This is a genomic window from Pseudomonas sp. JE3303, assembly GCF_056312565.1.
On sequence record NZ_JBWGIF010000015.1, the window covers coordinates 147,855 to 168,969 of the forward strand.

Here is a 21,115-nt window from a genome sequence, read left to right on the forward strand (position 1 = left end):
AAAAAAAGCCTAATAATAAAAATTAAACTTCTTTGACGGAATATGCAGCAAAAGCTAAAAACGAGGCCCCCAACCGCAGAGCCTCGACATGGACCTTCGTCAGCTGCGCTATTTGATTGCCTTGACCGAGTACCGCAGCTTCGTGCGTGCTGCCGATGCCATGGGTATTACCCAACCGGCGTTCAGCCGTGCGATCCAGGGCCTGGAGCAGGAACTTGGCTGCGTACTGGTGGATCGCGCCAGCAAGGCGTTGCGACCCACGCCAGAAGGTCAGATGGCCCTTCAGCATGCGCGGCGGCTGGTCCTGGGGGCGGCGCAACTGAGCAATGATGTCCTGCAGATGAACAAGCTCGACGCTGGCGAACTTCACTTCGGCTGCGGACCGGCCCTGGCCGTGCAGTTGGTACCCAACGCCCTCGGCCAGTTCCTCGAACGCCATCCGGGTATCCGCACCCGTCTGCAGGTCGACAATGCCGAGCACCTCGGACAGGCCCTGCGGCGTGAGCAGATCGAATTCTTCGTTGACGACATCCGTGCCTTCGAGGCAGATCCGAACTTCGACACTGCACCGCTCAGTCCCCGCCCCGGCCTGTTCTTCTGCCGTCCCGGGCATCCGCTGCTGGCCAAGGACAGCCTCTCCACAAACGACCTTTTCGCCTACCCGCTGGCCTGCGCCCTGCTCCCTCCCATCGTGCGCAAGCGCCTGGCCAACCTGAGCGGGCTCAGTGATTTCACCCCACACCTGCAAACCGAGCACCTGCCGGTCCTGCGCAGCGTGGTGTTGGGCAGCAATGCCATTGGTAGCGCCAGCGAAGAAGCCGTGGCGGGTGACCTGGCCGCGGACAGGCTGGTGCGTCTGCACTGGCGCAACCTGCCGCCCGGGCTTGAGGTGCTGAGCGTGCGGTGCGGTGTCGTCAGCCGCAGCGGCTATCGCCTTACCCCTGCTGCCCGGGCGATGATCGAGACCTTGGTCAGCCTTGACGCGCTGCATCGCCCGACAATCCCGGCACTCTCCTCCCCCAGAAAAGCCCGGACTCGCGAGTTCGTACATTTGCAGCGGTGATGGCAAGGCATCGGTGGCGTGTGGTTACCCACGCGATGGCCAGGGTCTATGCTCACGAAGCCCCCTGGAGGATCCGCCATGAAAAGCCTCGTCGACCACCTGAGCCAGTACGCGGCCTATCACCGCGACCCGCGCAACATTGCCACGCACTTTGTCGGGATCCCGTTGATCGTGCTGGCGGTGGCCATCCTGCTGTCGCGGCCTGGCTGGGAGGTGGGCGGGGCGTGGCTGTCTCCGGCGCTGCTGGTGGCAGCGGCGTCAGCCTGGTTCTACCTGCGTCTGGATGCCCGTTTCGGGCTGGTGATGGGCCTGCTGCTGGGGCTATGCCTGTGGGCGGGCCAGTGGCTGGCAATGCAGGATACCGGGCTATGGCTGAGCGCCGGGTTGGGGGCCTTCGTCGCCGGATGGGCGATCCAGTTTGTCGGTCACTACTACGAAGGCCGCAAGCCAGCCTTCGTGGATGACATCAGCGGGCTGATCATCGGGCCATTGTTCGTAGTGGCGGAGGCCGGGTTCCTGCTGGGGCTGTGCCCGGCGTTGAAGCGAGCCGTAGAGGCGAATGCCGGGCCGACCCGTACGCTGTCGTAATGGGTCTTGCCTACCCCCGCGACTCTACCCCCAACTCATCCCACACCGACTCCGCCAGATGGAATGTCGCATTGGCCGCCGGAATCCCGCAATAGATCGCGCTCTGCATCAGCACTTCCTTGATTTCATCACGCGTCACGCCATTGCTGGCGGCGGCCCGCAGGTGCAGCTTGAGCTCGTCGTTGCGGTTCATGCCGATCAGCATGGCGATGGTGATCAGGCTGCGGGTATGCCGGGGCAGCCCGGGGCGGGTCCAGATGTCGCCCCAGGCATGACGGGTGATCATCTCCTGGAATTCGCCGTTGAAGTCGTTGAGCTTCTCCAGGCTGCGATCCACATGGGCGTCGCCGAGCACGGCGCGGCGCACTTGCATGCCCGCGTCATAGCGTTGTTTTTCATCCATGGCGTGCTCCTCAGCGGGCCAGCAGGAAATCGACGACGCGGCGGCTGAACGGCTCGCCCACCTCGACGTTGGACAGGTGCGCCGCCTGGAACTCGGCATACTCTGCACCAACCACATGCTCCTGGATGAACATCCCACCCGACGGCGGCGTGACCGCATCGGCGCTGCCCGAGATCACCAGCAGCGGGACCTTGATCTCGCCAAGCTGGTCACGGAAATCGGCATCGCGCACGGCGCCGCAGTTGGCGGCATAGCCCTCGGGCGAAGTAGCGGCGAGCATGTCGGTGATGCGCGTGACTTGTGCCGGCTGGAGCGAGGCGAATGCCGGGGTGAACCAGCGCTCGATGGACGCATCGCGCAGGCCGTGCATGGCCGGCGCGCCCTGTTCCAGCACCATTTCGATACGCGGATTCCAGGTCTCGGGCGTGCCGATCTTGGCCGCGGTGTTGCACACCACCAGGCGGTTGATCCGCTCGCCTGCGTTGATGCCCAGCCACTGCCCGATCAGGCCGCCCATCGACAGGCCGCAGAAATGCGCCTGCTGGATGTTCAGTGCGTCCAGCAGCGCCAGCACATCACGGCCCAGTTGCTCGATGCTGTACGGGCCTTCGGTCACCAGCGAGCTACCATGGCCGCGAGTGTCATAGCGCAGCACCCGGAAGTGCGCGGTCCAGGCCGCAACTTGCGTATCCCACATGTGCAGATCGGTACCGAGCGAGTTGGACAGCACCAGCACCGGTGCATGCTCCGGGCCGTCGAGTTGGTAGTTCAGTACGCCATCGGCCAGTTGCAAATGAGCCACAGCGGTCTCCTTAGGCATTGAATCGTTGATGTTCAGCCACGGCACGCGCCACCCAGACGCGGGCCTGGCCAAGGTAATGGGACGGGTCGAGCAGGCGGTCGAGTTCGTCCGCCGACAGCTCGCCGCTCACCTGTGGCTCGTCTGCGAGCACCTCGCGCAGGTGGCGATGTTCGGCAACGGCCCGCTGACAGCATTGTTCGAGCAGATGATGGGCGCGATCGCGGCCCAGGCGCTGGGCAAGGACGATGCTCACCGCCTCGGCCAGTACCAGGCCCTGGGTCAGGTCAAGGTTGCGGCGCATGCGGTCGGCATCCACTTCCAGGCCGTCTGCGATGATCTGCGACTGGCGAAGCGCGCCGGACACCAGGCAGCAGATTTCCGGCACGGTTTCCCACTCGGCATGCCACAGGCCCAGGCTGCGTTCGTGCTCCTGGGGCATCGCGGCAAACAGGGTGGCCAGGAGACCCGGTACGCGGGTCGCGGCACTGATGAGCACCGCAGCGCCCACCGGGTTGCGCTTGTGCGGCATGGTCGATGAACCGCCCTTGCCCGGCGCCGAGGGCTCGAACAGCTCACCGGCCTCGGTCTGCATCAGCAGGCTGAGGTCGCGTCCCAGCTTGCCGAGTGTTCCGGCCACGAGCCCAAGGACAGAGGCGAATTCCACCAGGCGATCGCGCTGGGTGTGCCAGGGCTGCTCTGGCAGGCTCAGTTGCAGGTGCCCGGCCAAGGCCTCGGCGACCGGCAGCGCCTTGCTGCCGAGCGCGGCAAGCGTACCGGAGGCCCCGCCGAACTGCAGGCACAGCAGCCGGGGACGAAGCTCGTGCAAGCGTTGGCGATGTCGCGTGAGCGCGCCAAGGGTACCGGCGAGCTTCATGCCCAGTGTCACGGGGGTAGCATGCTGCAGCCAGGTCCGCCCTACGAGCGGCGTGTCGGCATGCTGCAGCGCCTGGCGCGCGAGGCTGTTGGCCAAACGCGCCAGGTCGGACTCGATGAGGTCCAGCGCGGCGCGCAACTGGAGCACCAGTCCGGTATCCATGGCGTCCTGGCTGGTTGCACCCAAGTGCACGTAACGCTCTGCCTCCGGCACACCACTGGCAACGACCTTGCCCAGCGCCTTGACCAGCGGAATCGCCGAGTTGCCGGCGATGGCGATGGACTCGGCCAGGGCGCGGGTGTCGTAGCGCTCCGCCTTGCAGCCAGCCTCGATGGCGGCCACCGCCGCATGCGGCACCAGGCCCGCATCGGCTTCGGCACGCGCGAGGGCCGCCTCGAAATCGAGCATGCCCTGCAGGCGGCCATGGTCGCAGAATACCTCGCGCATGGCCGGCGACGTGAAGTAGGCATCGAACAACTGGTTGTCGGTGCGTTGCGTCATTGCAGGTCCTTAGTGGTCGTTGTGCAGGTACGCCGCCTGTTTCGGCAAGCGCAGACTGAACAGGAAGGCGATCGCCATCATGGCTGTCACGTACCAGTAGAAGGTGTTCTCCATTCCGAGGGTTTTCAAGCCCAGGGCAACATATTCCGCCGAGCCGCCGAACATCGCGTTCGCCACCGCGTAGGCCAGGCCTACGCCAAGGGCGCGTACCTGTGGCGGGAACATCTCGGCCTTCACCAAACCGCTGATCGAGGTGTAGAAGCTGACGATGCACAGCGCCAGGGTGATCAGCACAAACGCCATGAACGGGCTGCTGACGGTCTTCAGCGCCATCAGCAGCGGAACGGTGAACAGCGTACCCAGGGCGCCAAACAGCAGCATAGAGTTACGCCGGCCAATGCGGTCGGAGAGCATGCCGAACAGCGGCTGCATGCACATGTAGACAAACAGGGCGCCGGTCATCACGAAACTGGCACTCTTGGTGCTCATGCCGGCGGTGTTCACCAGGTACTTCTGCATGTAGGTCGTGAAGGTATAGAAGATCAGCGAACCACCGGCCGTATAGCCCAGCACGGTGATAAAGGCCGCGGAGTGGTTACGGAACAGTCCGCTGATGGACCCGGCATCCTTGTCCTGACGCGTCTCGGCGCTGCTGGTCTCTTCCAGCGAACGGCGAAGGAAAAGCGAGATCACGGCCGCGACGGCGCCGACCACGAAGGGGATGCGCCAGCCCCAGGCACGCAGTTCGTCTTCGCTCAGCACCTGTTGCAGGATCACTACCACCAGCACCGCCAGCAACTGGCCGCCGATGAGCGTGACGTACTGGAACGAGGCGAAGAAGCCTCGCTGCCCGCGCAACGCTACCTCGCTCATGTAAGTGGCCGTGGTGCCGTACTCGCCGCCCACCGACAGGCCCTGGAACAGCCGCGCTGCCAGCAGCAGTGCCGGTGCCCAGGCGCCGATGCTGTCGTAGGTGGGCAGGCAGGCGATGACCAGGGAACCGGCGCACATCATCAGCACCGAGATCATCATCGAGTTCTTGCGGCCATGGCGGTCTGCCACGCGGCCGAATAGCCAGCCGCCAATAGGACGCATCAGGAACCCTGCGGCGAATACCCCGGCGGTGTTTAGCAATTGTACGGTTGGGTCGTCGGAGGGGAAGAACGCAGGGGCGAAATAGATGGCGCAGAAGGCATAGACGTAGAAGTCGAACCACTCCACGAGGTTGCCCGAGGAAGCACCGACGATCGCAAAGATGCGCTTGCTGCGCTCTTCGCCAGTGTAGTAGGTGGAAGTCATGGGGGTTTACTCCTGGAAGGGTACTGTGGGTCTAGACATACCCAGTAACACTGTCGTTCCGCGAGGCATAGGTCGACGCCCTTCGCGGGCAAGTCCGCTCCTGCAGGAGTGGGCTTGCCCGCGAAGGGCGCAACACCGATCTACCCGACCATCAAACCCGCTCGATAGCCAGCGCCAACCCCTGCCCTACCCCAACGCACATGGTCGCCAGCCCTTTGCGCCCGCCACTCTTCTCCAGCTGATGCAAGGCCGTCAGCACCAAACGTGCGCCACTCATCCCCAGTGGATGCCCCAAGGCAATCGCACCACCATTGGGATTTACCTGCGGCGCATCATCGGCCAGCCCCAGCTCGCGCAGCACGGCCAGGCCCTGGCTGGCAAACGCTTCGTTGAGTTCGATCACGTCGAAGTCGCTGACCGCCACACCCAGACGTTCGGTCAGCTTGCGGACCGCAGGCACGGGCCCAATGCCCATCACCCTCGGTGCCACGCCAGCACTGGCCATGCCCAGCACGCGGGCGCGAGGGGTCAGGCCGTGGCGCTCCACCGCCTCGGCAGAGGCAAGGATCAGCGCCGCGGCGCCGTCGTTGACGCCCGAGGCATTGCCGGCGGTAACCGTCTTGTCCGGGCCATTGACCGGCTTGAGCCGGGCCAGGGCCTCGAGAGTGGTGTCGGCACGTGGGTGCTCGTCATGCTCGACCACGGTCTCGCCCTTCTTGTGGGCGATGCGTACCGGGACGATCTCCTCGGCGAAAAAACCCGCTGCCTGTGCCTTGGCCGCAAGCTGCTGGCTGCGCAGGGCGAACGCGTCCTGATCGGCGCGTGACACCCGGTAGTCATCGGCGACGTTGTCGGCGGTCTGCGGCATGGCATCGACCCCGTACTGGGACTTCATCAAGGGATTGATGAAGCGCCAGCCGATGGTCGTGTCTTCCAGCTTCATGTTGCGCGAGTAGCCGCTCTCGGCCTTGCCCATGACAAACGGCGCACGCGACATCGACTCGACGCCCCCGGCAATCGCCAGCTCCATCTCGCCGCTGGCGATGGCGCGAAACGCGGTGCCGACCGCATCCATGCCCGAAGCGCACAGCCGGTTGAGGGTCACGCCCGGTACGCTTTCCGGCAGGCCCGCCAGCAGCAAGGCCATGCGTGCGACGTTGCGGTTATCCTCACCCGCCTGGTTCGCGCAGCCGAAGAACACCTCGTCGAGCTGGTCCCACTGCACCGTCGGGTTGCGCTCGATCAACGCCTTGAGCGGCACAGCCGCCAGGTCGTCGGCACGCACGCTGGCCAAGGCGCCGCCGAAGCGGCCGATCGGGGTGCGAATGGCGTCGCAGATGAATACGTCACGCATCATGCTTCTCCTGGAGCCTGGCCATGGGCGGCGGCAGTGCGCGCCTCGAGGTCACGCAACGCGCTGAGCTCGCGCTCGGTCGGCTCGGCGCTGGTCTCGACCGCGTCGGCGAAGCGGATCGCCCAGCCGGTTGCAGCGATGATCTGTTCACGGGTCACGCCTGGATGAATGGCGGTGACCACGAACTCGTGGGTACCGGCTTCGGGTTCCATGATGCACAGGTCGGTGATGATGCCGACCGGCCCTTCACCCGGGAGGCCCAGGCGCTTGCGCGAGTCGCCGCCCTCGCCGTGGCCGACCGAGGTGATGAAGTCCAGCTTGTCGACAAACGCCCGCGAGGATTGCTTGAGGATGATCAGCACTTGCTTGGCGGAGCCGGCGATCTCGGGCGCTCCCCCGGCGCCGGGCAAACGCACTTTGGGGTTGTTGTAGTCGCCAACCACCGTGGTGTTGATGTTGCCGAAACGGTCGACCTGGGCGGCGCCAAGGAAACCTACGTCGATGCGCCCGCCCTGCAGCCAGTAGCGGAAGATCTCGCCGGTGGGCACCACGGTGTCGGCGGTCTCGGCCAGTTCACCGTCACCGATAGACAGGGGCAGCACGGTCGGCTTGGCGCCGATCGGCCCGGATTCGTAGATCAGCACCACGTCAGGGGATGACGTCAGGCGGGCCAGGTTGGCAGCCTTGGACGGCAGGCCGATGCCGACGAAGCACACGGCGCCATTACGCAGGCGACGGGCCGCGGCGACGGTCATCATTTCATTGGTGGAGTAGGTCATTGTGCGGCCTCCGCAGCGTTGGCCAGCTTGGCCTTGAATTCATTGAAGTCGGCGGTGCCGCGGATGTAGGTGTCGATCCAGGCGGTAAAGGATGCGCGATCGCGGGCGATCGGGTCCCAGGCCTGATAGAAGCGGTTGTCCCGCTCGTAGTACCCATGGGCATAGGACGGATGCGCACCGCCAGGCACCAGGCACACTGCGCTCAACGCCCAGCTCGGCAGCACGCAGGCGTTCATCGGCGCCTTGAGGTCGTCGACGATTTCTTCGACGGTGACGATGCAGCGCTTGGCCGCCAGGGCCGCTTCCTTCTGCACGCCAAGAATGCCCCAGAGCAGCACATTGCCCTTGCGGTCGGCCTTCTGGGCGTGGATCACGGTAACGTCCGGGCGTACAGACGGCACGGCAGCGAGGACTTCTCCGGTGAACGGGCAGGTAACGCTCTTGATCAGGGGGTTGACCTTGGGCAAGTCTGAACCGGCGTAGGCGCGCAACACGGCGAACGGCAGGCCTGAGGCGCCAGCGACGTAGGCATTGGCAAGATCGGCGTGGCTGTGTTCTTCGATCTCCATGGCTTGCGGCCATTGTTTTTCGACCGCGTCGCGCAGACGGTGCAGAGAGCCCACGCCAGGGTTGCCGCCCCAGGAGAAGATCAGTTTGCGCGCGCAACCGGCACCGATCAGCTGGTCGTAGATCAGATCAGGCGTCATGCGGACCAGGGTCAGGTCTTTCTTGCCCTGGCGGATGATCTCATGGCCAGCGGCGGTCGGAATCAGGTGAGTGAAACCTTCGAGGGCGACGCTGTCGCCATCCTGGATGAACTGCTTCACAGCGTCGTGAAGCGAGAGGATTGCTGCCATTGCGGACTCCTGGTCGGGCTGAGCCGTGGTCGGTGCGGGTAATGCCGCGTTGGGTTCAGATTAAGGATCCAGAGGGGTGTCGCACAATCCGATAATCGACTATTGGTGCGATTATCGAACAAATCTTAGTGCGTCATCGCGATGTCAAGTCGCATCCGAATGGCTTACCAACCCCTTGATGATTACTCCCACCGTCGCCAGCGCCGCCGGCACCACGAGCGCGGTAAGGACCTGTTCGAAGTTCCAGCCAAGACCCAGCAGCGTCGCGCCGATCCAGGCGCCGAGGATCGCGCCGAACCGTCCGATGCCAAGCATCCATGACACCCCGGTCGCCCGCCCTTGTGTCGGGTAGAAGCGCGCCGCCAGCGAGGGCATGGCCGATTGCGCGCCGTTCACGCACATCCCGGCGATCAGCACCAAGGTTGCCAGCACTGTGATATTGCCCAGGCTCTGCCCTACCGCGTAGGCAAAGACCCCAGCCAGCAGATAGAAAATGCCGATGACCTTGTGCGGGTTGTACCGGTCCATGGCCCAGCCTACTCCCACCGCGCTGAGCACACCACCGAACTGGAACAGCGCACCAATGAACGCCGCCTGCTCCATGCTCGCGCCACTGTCGCGCATCAAGGTCGGCAGCCAGCTCGTCAGCAGGTAGACGATCACCAGCCCCATGAAGTAGGTCAGCCAAAGCAGCAGCGTGCCCAGTCCATAAGTGCCGGAGAAAATCACCGCGAACACGTTGCGTCCCGCCACGGCCTTCTGTTCCGGCACGCTGAAGCCGGACGCCTGGGCCACCAGCGCCGGAGCAATCGGGGACAGTGTCTTGCGTACCTTGTCGGTGCCACGGTTGCGCACCACCAGATAACGCGCCGACTCAGGCAGCCAGGCGGCCAGCACGAACACCAGCAGCAACGGTAGAATCCCGCCGATCAACAGCAGGCTGTGCCAGCCATAGGCCGGAATCAGCTTGGCCGAGATGAAGCCACCCCCGGCCATCCCAAGGTTGAAGCCGCAGAACATGCTGGTCACCAGCAGCGACTTGTGGCGTTCAGGGGTGTATTCGGACAGCAACGTCGTGGCGTTGGGCATGCCAGCGCCCAGGCCAAGCCCGGTGAGAAAGCGCAGCACCAGCAACTCGTCGACCGTGGTGGCGTAAGCCGAAGCCAGGCTGAAACCGCCGAACAGCAGCACGGCGCCGACCAGCACGCCCTTGCGCCCGAAACGGTCGGCCAGGGGGCCAGAGCCCAGGGCCCCAAACACCATGCCGATCAGCGCGGCGCTCATCACTGGGCCGAGGCTGGCCCGGTCGATACCCCAATCCTGGGCCAATGCCGGGGCGATAAAGCCCATGGCGGCGGTATCCAGTCCATCGAGGAAGACAATCAGAAAGCACAGCAGCACCACTCGCCATTGATAGCGCGACAGTGGTTGTTCGTTGATGAAGGACTGTACGTCCAGGCAGGTTCCGACAGCAGATTGCGGACTGTTCATTGTTGTTATCCGAAAGTCTTTCGCGTGTTGTTGTTGTCGGCCGGGTCGAGCCGGCCGCTGCGAGGACAGTAAAGAGCACTGGATAACGGCGCAATTCGACAAACGCAACACTGTGCGTTTATCGAACAGGAAAGCACTCGGTCAGGCGAAAAGCTGGGTGCAGAGGTCGCGGCTGGCCGCGAGCATGATGGGCAAGAAGCGTTGCTCAAGGTCGGAGCGGGCGACCCGGCCGACGTGAGTGCTGACGTTCAGCGCCGCCAGTACCTGCCCAGAGGCGTCGTATACCGGCACGGCAATGGACCGCAGACCTTGCTCCAGCTCCTGATCGACCACGCACCAACCCTGCTCACGCACCTGCTGCAGGCAGGCCAGCAGCGCCTGTGGGTCGTGCAGGGTACGGCTGGTGCGTGGCTTCATGTCGGCGCGCTCGAGGTATTCCTTGAGCGTGGCATCGTCCAGCGCCGCCAGGAGAATACGGCCCATCGAGGTGCAGTAGGCGGGCAAACGCCCACCTACCGAAAGATCGACCGAGATCAGCCGCTCGACCGTTGCCGAGCGGGCGATATATAGAATGTCGTCGCCTTCGAGCGTCGCCATGTTGGCCGCTTCGTGCAACTGATCACTGATACGGTCCAGGTACGGCTGCGCCGAAACCGCCAGCGGGGTGGACGACAGGTAGGCATGGCCGAGGGTCAGCACCTTGGGCAGCAGCGAATAGGTCCGGCCGTCGGTGGTGGCATAGCCGAGCTTCATCAGGGTATGCAGGCATCGGCGCACCGCCGCCCGGGGAATCTCGGTACGGTGGCTGATCTGCGCGATGGTCAGGTGACGCTTGCGCTCCTGGAACGCCTGGATCACCGCCAGGCCTCGGGCGAGCGAGGTCATGAAGTCCGGATCACCGGTAAAAGCCTGGATGCGTTTGGCCGGCGAAGCTACGATCGGCGGTGCCAGGCCCGCGAATCCACTGCGTTCCAACGTGTTTGCTGCAGGGCCCTTGGGCTGTGTTTCGTCACTCATGGCTTACCTCGAAGTCAGTCACTTGTGCGATTATCGAACCAACGGCCGATAATCGCAATTGACCAATGCTCAGATTGCTTATACCTTTCGCCTGCCACCATGTGGCTTCTTGGAGAGACTGGTCAGGTACCCACGAGAAGTCCCAGGCACGGCCTTGCCACGCGCAAGGCCGTTTTCATTTCCTACGCAAGCTTCAGAACTTTCCTATACGGTTTGACTCAAAATCGCATTATCGTCCCAAGCTTGCGTCGTTTTACATCGCAACTTGCTTTAGCCTCGTCGATAAAACGCTCTTTGCATAGCCAAGGCAAACTTGCCAGCTATAATGAAATTCGCCAGCCGATCAAAGATCAAGCCCCGGATACAGCCGGGCCGCCTTCGCCTTCGGCGTGGCCGTGAAGTCCGAGTGTGCTGCACTCCAAACATACTGTTGCTGCGACAGCCATGTCGCCCTGGTGGCGTAGCCGCGTGCATTCACTGCACGTCGAGGCCAGGGTCAACTTTAATCAGTCGGGTTAATACTGTGACGAAAGACGAACTGCGCGCCGAACTCGAGCGTCAGGAACAACGTTACAAGGAAGTTTACGGTGGGGAAGTCACCACTTATGCCGCTCAGCCTGAACCAGAGCGCAAACCATGGCGCAAACGCGCATCCGTGCGCGATCAGGCCTTTGCCCAGGAACTGGAAAAGATCGAGAAGGAACTGCGTGCCGAGCAGCCCTGACCCTTCCCAATCATGACTGCCGCTCTGGAGCCTGCACGCCTCAAGGTGGGCCGGGTGGGTGTTGCGTCGACCTTCATGAAATGGAATATCACAAATTTCATACGACCGTTTCAAACCGCAGAGACTGATTCGCACCTGCCTAACTCGCTAATTTTCCAGGCTTTTCGCTACCTTTAAGCGATGTTGTTCGCCTGGGAGTTGTCCAAGGCTGCCATGGCCGGTCTCGAAAAGCGGACCAACCAGTCAGCCGCGGGTGCATCGATTCTCATGGTTTTCTGGCATAATCGCGCCCCCTTTGAGCGGCTCAGATAAACCTTCATGATCGATTTATTCAGCGGACTTGATGCCTGGGTAGTGGTGAGCTTGCTGCTTGCCCTGACCTTCGTGCTCGCCTTCGAGTTCATCAATGGCTTTCATGACACTGCCAACGCGGTTGCCACAGTCATCTATACCAAAGCCATGCCGCCCCACCTGGCCGTGTTCTTCTCCGGCGTGTTCAACTTCCTCGGCGTGCTGCTGGGCGGTGTGGGCGTGGCCTATGCCATCGTTCACCTGCTGCCGGTCGAGCTGCTGATCAATGTGAACACCGGCCACGGGCTGGCTATGGTCTTCTCGCTGCTGGCCGCGGCCATCACCTGGAACCTGGGCACCTGGTACTTCGGTATCCCGGCCTCCAGCTCCCATACCCTGATCGGCTCGATCCTCGGTGTGGGCCTGGCCAACGCCATGATCAACGACATTCCATTGGGTGACGGGGTCAACTGGCAGAAGGCGATCGACATCGGCATGTCGCTGGTCCTCTCGCCCATGGCCGGCTTTGCCGTCGCGGCCCTGGTGCTGCTGAGCCTGAAGTGGTGGCGGCCGCTGTCGAAGATGCACAAGACGCCAGAACAGCGTCGCAAGCTCGACGACAAGAAGCACCCGCCCTTCTGGAACCGCCTCGTACTGGTGATCTCGGCAATGGCCGTGAGCTTCGTGCACGGGTCCAACGACGGTCAGAAAGGCATCGGCCTGATCATGCTCGTGCTGATCGGTATCGTGCCGGCGCAGTTCGTACTCGACCTGAACAGCACGACCTACCAGATCGAGCGTACCCGCGACGCGACCCTGCACCTGAGCCAGTTCTACCAGCGCAACCAGGACACCCTGGGCGAGTTCCTCGCGCTGGGCAAGGCAGCCCCGGGCGACCTGCCCGAGCAGTTCAGCTGCAACCCGCAGCAGACCGAGCCGACCATCAAGGCCCTGCAGAGCTCGCTCAAGGGCGTTGCCGACTACCACTCGCTCCCTTCGGAAAAGCGTGTGGAAGTACGCCGCTACCTGCTCTGCCTGGATGACACGGCCAAGAAGGTCGGCAAGCTGCCGAGCCTGGATGCCCGTGAAAAGGCCGACCTCGACAAGCTGCGCAAGGACCTGACCGCCACCACCGAGTACGCCCCGTTCTGGGTAATCCTCGCGGTTGCACTGGCCTTGGGCCTGGGCACCATGGTGGGCTGGAAGCGCGTGGTGCTGACCATCGGCGAGAAGATCGGCAAGCAGGGCATGACCTATGCCCAGGGCATGTCGGCGCAGATCACCGCCGCCTGCGCCATTGGTCTTGCCAACGTCTTCAGCCTGCCGGTCTCGACCACGCATGTGCTGTCCTCGGGCGTTGCCGGGACCATGGTTGCCAACCGCAGTGGCCTGCAAGGTGGCACCGTCAAGACCATCCTGCTGGCCTGGGTACTGACCCTGCCAGCGACGGTGGGCCTGGCGGCCGCGCTGTTCTGGCTGGCGTCCAAGGCCATCAGCTGATGGTAACTGGCTGACTTGAAAAAGGCGCCTTCGGGCGCCTTTTTCTGTTTGCGGCAGCAAACGCACCGAGCGCAGCAATTTTCCTATTTACGCTTGCCCAGCAATGACCCCATCAACCCCCGCACCAGCTGCCGACCAAACTGATTCGCGGCCTGGCGCACCGCGGACTTGATCGCCTGCCCCGCCGCGCTCTGCAGGAACTCCCCGGCCTTGTCGGCGAAACTGTCTTCTTTGGCTCCTGGTGCCTGCGCAGGCACGGGCTCACCCTTGCGGGCGTTGAGCATCTCATACGCCGACTCGCGGTCGATCGGCTTGTCATAACGCCCCAGCAGCGGCGATGCGCTGACCAGGGCGCTGCGCTCGGCCGCCGCAAGCGGCCCGATGCGCGACTGCGGGGGCGCGATCAGCACGCGCTGGACCATCGCCGGCGTGCCCTTGTCCTGCAAGGTGCCCACCAGCGCTTCGCCAATCCCCAGTTCAGTGAGCACCGACAGCGCGTCGAATGCGGGATTGGGCCGGAATCCATCGGCCACCGCCCTGAGCGATTTCTGTTCTTTGGCGGTGAACGCGCGCAGCCCGTGCTGGATGCGCAGACCCAATTGCGCCAGCACCGCATCGGGCAGGTCTCCGGGCGACTGGGTCACGAAGAACACACCCACGCCCTTGGAACGGATCAACCGCACCACTTGCTCAAGGCGATCCTGCAGCGCCCTCGGCGTACCGTTGAACAGCAGGTGCGCCTCGTCGAAAAACAGCGCCAGCACCGGCTTGTCGGCATCGCCCCGCTCGGGCAATTGCTCGAACAGCTCAGCCAGCATCCAGAGCAGGAAAGTCGCATAGACCTTTGGCGCTTCATGCACCAGCCGGCTGGCATCGAGCAGGTGGATGCGCCCCCGGCCGTCCGGGTCGGGACGCAACAGGTCTTCGAGTTGCAGCGCCGGCTCACCGAACAGCGCCTCGGCGCCTTGCTGCTCCAGCGTCGCCAGGCGCCGCAGCAGCGCCTGGGTCGAGGCACTGGTCATCAACGCGCTGTCCTCGCCCAGCGCCTGGGGGTTGTCCTTCAGATGAACGAGCAGCGCCTTGAGGTCCTTGAGGTCGAGCAGCAACAGGCCCTCGCGGTCAGCCACCTTGAAGGCGGCATACAACGCTGCCTGCTGGCTGTCGGTAAGCTCCAGCAGGTTGCCCAGGAGCAGCGGGCCCATTTCACTGATCGTGGTTCGCAGCGGGTGCCCCGTCTTGCCGTCGATATCCCACAAGCTGACCGGATAGGCCCGTGGCCGATGCCCCAGCCAGGGCATGCCGGCGATACGTTCGGCGACCTTGCCCTCGGGCGTGCCCGCTGCCCCCAACCCGCAAAGGTCACCCTTCACATCAGCAGCGAACACGGCGACACCGGCATCGCTGAAAACCTCGGCCAGGTGTTGCAGGGTGACGGTCTTCCCGGTGCCCGTCGCCCCAGCCACCAGGCCGTGACGGTTGGCCAGGCGCGTGGCCTGACTGACGGCCTGCCCCGTGGGATCGCCGCCTAGAACGATTTGCGAAGAATCAGACATGTTTTTCCATCCTCTGCTCAAGCTTTGTCCCCGCATGGCCGATATCCACCAAAGTGATACTCAGCGGACCCGACACGCCATGAACAAAAACCTTCGTTTCAGCCACAAGATCTTGCTGGCCGCATCACTCATCGTGATCCTCGCCTTCAGCCTGTTTACCCTCTACAACGATTACTTGCAGCGTAATGCGATTCGCGACGACCTGGAGAGTTATCTGCAGGAAATGGGTGAGTCCACTTCCACCAACATCCGCAACCTGTTCGACGGGCGCATCAAGTTGGTTGAAAACCTCGCGCAGAACATCGCCCAATATCCGGCGAATGCTGGCACCCTCATGGGCCAGAGTGCGCTGACGTCAAGTTTCCTGACCGTCTACCTGGGCGGCGTCGACGGCAGTTTCATCGTGCGTCCCGATTCGAAGATGCCCGATGGCTACGATCCACGCGTGCGGCCCTGGTACAAGGACGGCATGAACGCCAACGGTGCGATGCTGACCGAACCCTACCTCGACATGACCACCAACAAGATGGTGATCGGCATTCTCAGCAATGCCGCGCGCACTGTCGGCGTGGTCGGTGGCGACCTGGCGCTGGACGGCCTGGTGGAAATCATCAACTCGCTGAATTTCGGCGGCCTGGGCTATGCCTTCCTGGTCAACGATCAGGGCAAGATCCTCGTCCATCCGGACAAGGCCCTGGTGATGAAATCCATGTCGGACGTCTTCCCTCAGAACACGCCCAAACTTTCCCGCGACCTGACGGAAGTCGAGCAGGACGGCGTGACTCGCCTGCTGACCTTCACCCCGGTAAAAGGGCTGCCGTCCGCCAACTGGTACATCGGCGTGTCGGTGGACAAGGACAAGTCCTTCTCGATGCTCAGTGATTTTCGCGCCTCGGCGGTCATCGCCACGCTGGTCGCCGTAGTGATCATCATCGCCCTGCTCGGCCTGCTCATCAATATGCTGCTGCAGCCGCTGCACACCATGACCCGCGCCATGGAAGACATCGCCGAGGGTGAAGGAGACCTGACCAAGCGCCTGAAAATCCACAACCATGACGAGTTCGGCACCTTGGGCAATGCTTTCAACCGCTTTGTCGAGCGCATCCATGGCTCGATTCGCGAAGTGTCCTCGGCTACCGAGCAGGTCAACGAAGTTGCCCTGCGGGTAATCAGCGCCTCCAACTCGTCCATGACCAACTCGGACGAACAAGCGAACCGCACAAACAGCGTTGCCGCCGCGATCAACGAGCTTGGCGCCGCGGCCCAGGAAATCGCCCACAACGCGGCGCAGGCCTCGCAGCAGGCCAGCTCTGCTCGTCATCTGGCCGAGGAAGGCCAGCAGGTGGTCGAGCGCAACATCCAGGCAATGAACCGTCTGTCGGACCTGATCTGCACCTCCAGCGCGCATATCGAAACGCTCAACAGCAAGACCGTGAACATCGGCCAGATCCTCGAGGTGATCACCAGCATCTCGCAGCAGACCAACCTGCTGGCGCTCAACGCAGCCATCGAGGCCGCACGCGCCGGTGAGGCAGGCCGTGGCTTCGCGGTAGTGGCTGACGAAGTGCGCAACCTAGCCCACCGTACCCAGGAGTCGGCTCAACAGGTGCAGAACATGATCGAGGAGCTGCAGGTCGGAGCCCGCGATTCCGTCGAGACCATGGACCAGAGCCAGCGCCACAGCCAGGACAGCGTATCGATCGCCAACCAGGCCGGTGAGCGCCTGGACAGCGTGACCCAGCGCATCGGCGAGATCGATGGCATGAACCAGTCGGTGGCCACCGCGACCGAAGAGCAGACGGCCGTGGTCGAGTCGATCAACATGGACATCAACGAAATCAACATGCTCAACCAGGAAGGCGTCGAGAACCTGCAATCGACCTTGCGTGCCTGCAACGACCTCGAACAGCAGGCGATGCGCCTGAAGCATCTGGTGGGCAGCTTCCGGATCTGAGTCCTCAGGCGGTGCGCTGCATGGGTGTGTGCATGAGGCGGTAGGAGGCGACGCCGATCGAACAAACTATCCTTCCAGTAGGTCCATCTCTAGGCGTGTCATCGTCGGCACATTACCGTCCGATGACAGTCCAGAAAGACGATCTCGGAGGGACGCTGATCGTGCACATTGCTGACATCACCATGTTCTACGCCCCCGCAAGTGGGGGCGTACGTACCTATCTTGATGCCAAACACCGCCGCCTCGGCGCCATGCCTGGTGTTCGCCACAGCCTGCTGATCCCCGGCGCCAGCGCCAGCCATGAAAACGGCGTCTACCAGGTGCCCGCGCCTGCCCTGCCCTTCGGCAAAGGCTATCGGTTCCCGCTTCGGCTGGCGCCCTGGTGCAACACGTTGCGCAGCCTGCAGCCTGACCTGATCGAGGTTGGCGATCCCTACCTCACCGCCTGGGCCGCACTGGATGCGCGCCGACAGCTGGATGTGCCGGTGATCGGCTTCTACCACTCCGACCTGCCACTGCTGGTGAGCAACCGCATGGGGAACTGGTTCACGCCCAATGTCGAGGCCTATGTCAGCAAGCTGTACGGCAACTTCGACCGGGTGCTGGCGCCCAGCCAGGTGATGGCGGACAAGCTGCGCCGCCTTGGCGTAGGCAATGTCCACGTACAGCGCCTGGGCGTTGATCTCTCGACCTTCAGCCCAGAGCGCCGCGACCCGCGGCTGCGCGCGCAGCTCGGCATCCCGGACACCACGCGGCTGCTGGTTTTTGGCGGCCGCGGCTCACGGGAAAAGAACCTGCCGGTACTGCTTGAGTGCATGAAGCATCTTGGCTCGCACTATCACTTGTTGCTGGTGGGCTCGAACATGCCCACCTCGGTGCCGGACAACGTCAGCGTGATCAACCACTTCAGCCCGGGCGCCGAAGTCGCGCGGCTGTTTGCCAGCGCCGACTTGCTGGTACATGCCGGCGACCAGGAAACCTTCGGCCTGGTCATCCTCGAGGCCATGGCCAGCGCTACGCCCGTCGTGGCGGTTGCCGCCGGAGCGTTCACCGAAATCGTCAACGAGCAATGTGGCCGCCTGTGCAAGCCAAATGATGGCCGCGCAATGGCCACTGCAGTGCGCGAGACCTTCGAGTCAGGGGTGCGCAAGCTCGGTGCCCAGGCCCGCCGCCATGTGGAGCAGCATTACTCGTGGGACAGCGTGGTGACTGGCCTGCTCGGCCACTATCAGGCCGTGCTGGGGCATCAGCCGCAGGCCCTTGCCCATGCATGAGGCCATCGCCCAGGCTCCGGCACGCAGCGTGATGCTGGTGCTGCACGATGTCGCACCCGAAACCTGGCCGGACTATCAACCGTTCGTCGAAGCTGTCGATACACTGGGGCAGGTTCCGATGACGTGGTTGGTGGTGCCCGACTTTCATCGGCGCAACGCTCTCAGTCACTCGCCCAGCTTCTGCCGATTGCTCGAGTGGCGTTTGTCGCAGGGCGATGAACTGGCGCTACACGGCTTCTATCACAGCGACGACGGCCCGCCGCCTCGGACCCCCAGCGATTACTTCATGCGGCGGATCTACACCCATGAAGGCGAGTTCTACGGGCTCAGCGAATCGCAGGCGCTCGAGCGCCTGCACGCCGGCATCGCACTGTTCGAACGCCAGGGCTGGCCGCTGGCAGGTTTCGTGGCCCCGGCGTGGTTGATGAGCGAGGGTACGCGACAGGCCCTGCGCGGCCTGCCGCTGCGTTACACCAGTACGCCCCAGCATCTGTATCGCTTACCCGACTTCACCCCGATCGATGCTCCCGGCCTGGTCTGGAGCGCAGGCAGCGCCTGGCGCCGCAGCGTGTCTCGGGTGATCAGCGACTGGCAGCGCCGCCGTCAGCAGCAGGCGCCTACCCTGCGCCTGGGCTTGCACCCGGTGGACATGCGCCATGCGAAGTCGCGCGACTACTGGCTCCATACGCTGCAGGAGCTGCTGGCCGAAGGCCGGGTGCCCCTGACCAAGTCCGCCTGGCTGGACAGCAGGCTCGCGTCGTGAACCGGCTGGCATGGCTCGGCCTGGCGCTGCTGTTCGCGGTGCTGGTGCCGGCCCTGCTCGGTGGCAGCGAGCTGCTGCCCCGCCTGCGTGCCTTTGCCCCCGAATTGATGCTGACGCTGCTGGGCATGATCTTGCTGTGCTGGATCATCAATGCCATGCGCCTGCGGCTGCTGCTTGGCCAGCAGGGCGAACAGCTGGGCCGGTTCCGGAGCCTGGGCGTGATCATGGCCACGGAGTTCGCCATCTGCACGACGCCAGGTGGCAGTGGCGGTCCGCTGGCCTTGATGGCGCTGCTGGCGCGTGAACGGATCGGTCCGGCGCACAGCGGCGCCGTGTTCGCCATGGACCAGCTCAATGACCTGGTGTTCTTTTTTTGCGCAATGCTCGGCATCGCGGCCTATGCCGTTTTCCACAGCCTCGGCCGCAGCCAGGAAGCCATGCTGCTGAGCAGTGCCTTGCTGCTGTGTGCGGGCTTGGGTGCGATCATCGGCCTGTTGCGTTATCGGCGAGGCATGCTGCGTTTCAATGGCCGCATGCTGCGTCGCCTGGGAGTCTCGCTCGAGCGCAGGCAGCGCTGGACGCGCAAGCTGCTGCATTTTTTCCAGGCGCTGGCGAAAACCTGGCGTCTGCCCAAGCGCACGCTGGCGCTGGTATTCGCCCTGACATGCGTGCACTGGGGTCTGCGCTTCAGCGTGCTTTACCTGGTGCTGCGGGGACTGGGCACCGACCTGCAATGGATACCCAGCTTCCTGGTGCAGATGCTCTCATTGAGCGCCGGACAGTTCAGCCTGCTGCCAGGCGGAGCAGGGGCGGCCGAATTGACTTCGGCGACCTTGCTGTCACCGCTGGTGGGCAGCTCGACCGCTGCCGCGGCCATCCTGATCTGGCGAGCAGTCACCTACTACTTCTATCTGCTCGCCGGGGGACCGGTATTCGTCTGCCTGCTCGGGCGTCCCTTGCTGGAGCGCTGGCGGCAGGCAGCCGGGCGCTCCTAGTCGAACACCACGGTCTTGTTGCCATGGACCAGCACGCGGTCCTCGAGGTGATAGCGCAGGCCGCGGGCGAGCACCATTTTCTCTACGTCACGCCCGAAGCGAACCATGTCTTCGATGCTATCGCTGTGGCTGACACGCACCACGTCCTGTTCGATGATCGGACCGGCATCCAGCTCTTCAGTAACGTAGTGGCAGGTCGCTCCGATCAGCTTCACACCGCGCAGCGACGCCTGGTGATAGGGCTTGGCACCGACGAACGATGGCAGGAAGCTATGATGGATGTTGATCACCTGCTGGGCGTACTCACGGCAGAGCTGCGGCGGCAGGATCTGCATGTAGCGGGCCAGAACCACCACATCGGCGCCATGGGCCTTGACCAGGCGCGACACCTCGGCAAACGCCGGCTGCTTGTCCTGCGCATCGACCGGCACATGGAAGAACGGAATGCCGTGCCACTCGACCATGCTGCGCAGGTCGTCATGGTTGGAGATCACGCAAGGAATATCGCAATCGAGCTCCTTGGTGTGCCAGCGGTGCAGCAGGTCGGCCAGGCAGTGGGATTCGCGGCTTGCCATCAGTACCACGCGCTTTTTCTGCGCGGAGTCGGTGATCTGCCAGGTCATCGAAAACTCGTCGGCGATCGGCGCGAAGGCCTCGCGGAAGGCCTCGATATCGAATGGCAGGCTCTGCGCGCGAATCTCGTGGCGCATGAAGAACCAACCGCTTTGCTCATCGGAATGATGACTCGCCTCGTTGATCCAGCCGTTATAGGACGCCAGGAAATTACTGACTTTGGCCACGATGCCTACGCGGTCGGGGCACGCAATCACCAGTCGGTAGGTGCGCATGAAATAGGACTCCAGAACTTCGCAAAGGCGCTCATTCTAGCGACTGGCAAGGAAATCTGCAGTAATCATTACAGTGATGGCCCCACATCGGGAATCGCCCGTCTCGCTCGGCGAGCGCCAGGGTACAGAGCCTTGGCCCGTGAAGTTGGAGTATCTAAATGTGTAGTTATGTAAATTTTTTTTAA

General features: G+C 63.4%; 19 protein-coding genes and 1 pseudogene. 9 read left to right on the top strand and 11 right to left on the bottom strand.

Annotated elements, in window-relative coordinates; translation table 11 throughout:
• The first annotated feature begins 88 nt into the window (after positions 1-88).
• Complete coding sequence (locus tag AC0ZZU_RS21085; RefSeq protein ID WP_476343227.1) at positions 89-1,063, top strand: LysR family transcriptional regulator; 975 nt, start codon at positions 89-91, stop codon at positions 1,061-1,063.
• A 78-nt stretch (positions 1,064-1,141) separates the two neighbouring features.
• Complete coding sequence (locus AC0ZZU_RS21090) at positions 1,142-1,651, top strand: Mpo1 family 2-hydroxy fatty acid dioxygenase (RefSeq protein WP_476343228.1); 510 nt, start codon at positions 1,142-1,144, stop codon at positions 1,649-1,651.
• 10 nt (positions 1,652-1,661) lie between these two features.
• Here AC0ZZU_RS21090 and pcaC read toward each other — a convergent pair whose 3' ends face one another.
• From pcaC to pcaR, 9 genes are all read right to left on the bottom strand, one after another.
• The gene (pcaC, locus tag AC0ZZU_RS21095; protein ID WP_476343229.1) at positions 1,662-2,054 is read right to left on the bottom strand and encodes a 4-carboxymuconolactone decarboxylase; all 393 of its coding nucleotides are present in this window, start codon (positions 2,052-2,054) and stop codon (positions 1,662-1,664) included.
• 10 nt (positions 2,055-2,064) lie between these two features.
• The gene (gene pcaD / locus AC0ZZU_RS21100) at positions 2,065-2,856 is read right to left on the bottom strand and encodes a 3-oxoadipate enol-lactonase (RefSeq protein ID WP_476343230.1); all 792 of its coding nucleotides are present in this window, start codon (positions 2,854-2,856) and stop codon (positions 2,065-2,067) included.
• 10 nt (positions 2,857-2,866) lie between these two features.
• Positions 2,867-4,231, bottom strand: a complete 1,365-nt coding sequence (locus tag AC0ZZU_RS21105) for a 3-carboxy-cis,cis-muconate cycloisomerase (protein WP_476343231.1) — start codon at positions 4,229-4,231, stop codon at positions 2,867-2,869.
• A gap of 9 nt (positions 4,232-4,240) precedes the next feature.
• On the bottom strand, positions 4,241-5,530 hold the full coding sequence (locus AC0ZZU_RS21110; RefSeq protein ID WP_476343232.1) for an MFS family transporter: 1,290 nt from the start codon (positions 5,528-5,530) through the stop codon (positions 4,241-4,243).
• A gap of 151 nt (positions 5,531-5,681) precedes the next feature.
• The gene (gene pcaF, locus AC0ZZU_RS21115) at positions 5,682-6,887 is read right to left on the bottom strand and encodes a 3-oxoadipyl-CoA thiolase (protein WP_476343233.1); all 1,206 of its coding nucleotides are present in this window, start codon (positions 6,885-6,887) and stop codon (positions 5,682-5,684) included.
• On the bottom strand, positions 6,884-7,663 hold the full coding sequence (locus tag AC0ZZU_RS21120; protein WP_476343234.1) for a CoA-transferase subunit beta: 780 nt from the start codon (positions 7,661-7,663) through the stop codon (positions 6,884-6,886). Before AC0ZZU_RS21120 ends, pcaF begins: the two co-directional genes overlap by 4 nt.
• Complete coding sequence (locus AC0ZZU_RS21125; RefSeq protein ID WP_476343235.1) at positions 7,660-8,520, bottom strand: CoA transferase subunit A; 861 nt, start codon at positions 8,518-8,520, stop codon at positions 7,660-7,662. Before AC0ZZU_RS21125 ends, AC0ZZU_RS21120 begins: the two co-directional genes overlap by 4 nt.
• Before the next feature lie 144 nt (positions 8,521-8,664).
• Positions 8,665-10,011 (bottom strand): 4-hydroxybenzoate transporter PcaK, encoded by a 1,347-nt coding sequence (pcaK, locus tag AC0ZZU_RS21130; protein WP_476343236.1) that lies wholly within the window; start codon positions 10,009-10,011, stop codon positions 8,665-8,667.
• Between the two features lie 141 nt (positions 10,012-10,152).
• A complete protein-coding gene (gene pcaR / locus AC0ZZU_RS21135; RefSeq protein ID WP_476343237.1) occupies positions 10,153-11,028 on the bottom strand; it encodes a pca regulon transcriptional regulator PcaR in 876 nt (291 codons plus the stop codon).
• Positions 11,029-11,551: 523 nt separating this feature from the next.
• Here pcaR and AC0ZZU_RS21140 point away from each other — a divergent pair.
• Together AC0ZZU_RS21140 and AC0ZZU_RS21145 are read left to right on the top strand one after the other, a co-directional pair.
• On the top strand, positions 11,552-11,752 hold the full coding sequence (locus AC0ZZU_RS21140; RefSeq protein ID WP_476343238.1) for a hypothetical protein: 201 nt from the start codon (positions 11,552-11,554) through the stop codon (positions 11,750-11,752).
• 318 nt (positions 11,753-12,070) lie between these two features.
• Entirely contained in the window at positions 12,071-13,543 is a 1,473-nt protein-coding gene (locus AC0ZZU_RS21145; RefSeq protein ID WP_476343239.1) for an inorganic phosphate transporter, read from the top strand.
• 83 nt (positions 13,544-13,626) lie between these two features.
• Here the strand turns inward: AC0ZZU_RS21145 and AC0ZZU_RS21150 are convergent, their stop codons facing one another.
• Entirely contained in the window at positions 13,627-15,096 is a 1,470-nt protein-coding gene (locus tag AC0ZZU_RS21150) for a helicase HerA-like domain-containing protein (protein WP_476343240.1), read from the bottom strand.
• Positions 15,097-15,319: 223 nt separating this feature from the next.
• On the opposite strand from AC0ZZU_RS21150, the pseudogene AC0ZZU_RS21155 reads away from it, so the two are divergent.
• The 5 genes and pseudogenes from AC0ZZU_RS21155 to AC0ZZU_RS21175 all read left to right on the top strand — a co-directional run.
• Positions 15,320-16,192, top strand: a pseudogene (locus AC0ZZU_RS21155) (HAMP domain-containing protein); the annotation flags it as partial.
• A gap of 93 nt (positions 16,193-16,285) precedes the next feature.
• Positions 16,286-17,050 carry a methyl-accepting chemotaxis protein gene (locus AC0ZZU_RS21160; RefSeq protein ID WP_476343287.1) on the top strand — a complete coding sequence of 255 codons (765 nt, stop codon included), beginning with the start codon at positions 16,286-16,288 and terminating at the stop codon, positions 17,048-17,050.
• Positions 17,051-17,172: 122 nt separating this feature from the next.
• Positions 17,173-18,324, top strand: a complete 1,152-nt coding sequence (locus AC0ZZU_RS21165) for a glycosyltransferase family 4 protein (protein WP_476343241.1) — start codon at positions 17,173-17,175, stop codon at positions 18,322-18,324.
• Positions 18,317-19,087, top strand: coding sequence for a DUF2334 domain-containing protein (locus tag AC0ZZU_RS21170; RefSeq protein WP_476343242.1), 771 nt, complete (start codon positions 18,317-18,319; stop codon positions 19,085-19,087). Before AC0ZZU_RS21165 ends, AC0ZZU_RS21170 begins: the two co-directional genes overlap by 8 nt.
• On the top strand, positions 19,084-20,082 hold the full coding sequence (locus AC0ZZU_RS21175) for a lysylphosphatidylglycerol synthase transmembrane domain-containing protein (RefSeq protein ID WP_476343243.1): 999 nt from the start codon (positions 19,084-19,086) through the stop codon (positions 20,080-20,082). Before AC0ZZU_RS21170 ends, AC0ZZU_RS21175 begins: the two co-directional genes overlap by 4 nt.
• Here the strand turns inward: AC0ZZU_RS21175 and purU are convergent.
• Entirely contained in the window at positions 20,079-20,930 is an 852-nt protein-coding gene (gene purU, locus AC0ZZU_RS21180; RefSeq protein ID WP_476343244.1) for a formyltetrahydrofolate deformylase, read from the bottom strand. The two genes, AC0ZZU_RS21175 and purU, sit on opposite strands and share 4 nt — an antisense overlap.
• Positions 20,931-21,115: the final 185 nt, after the last annotated feature.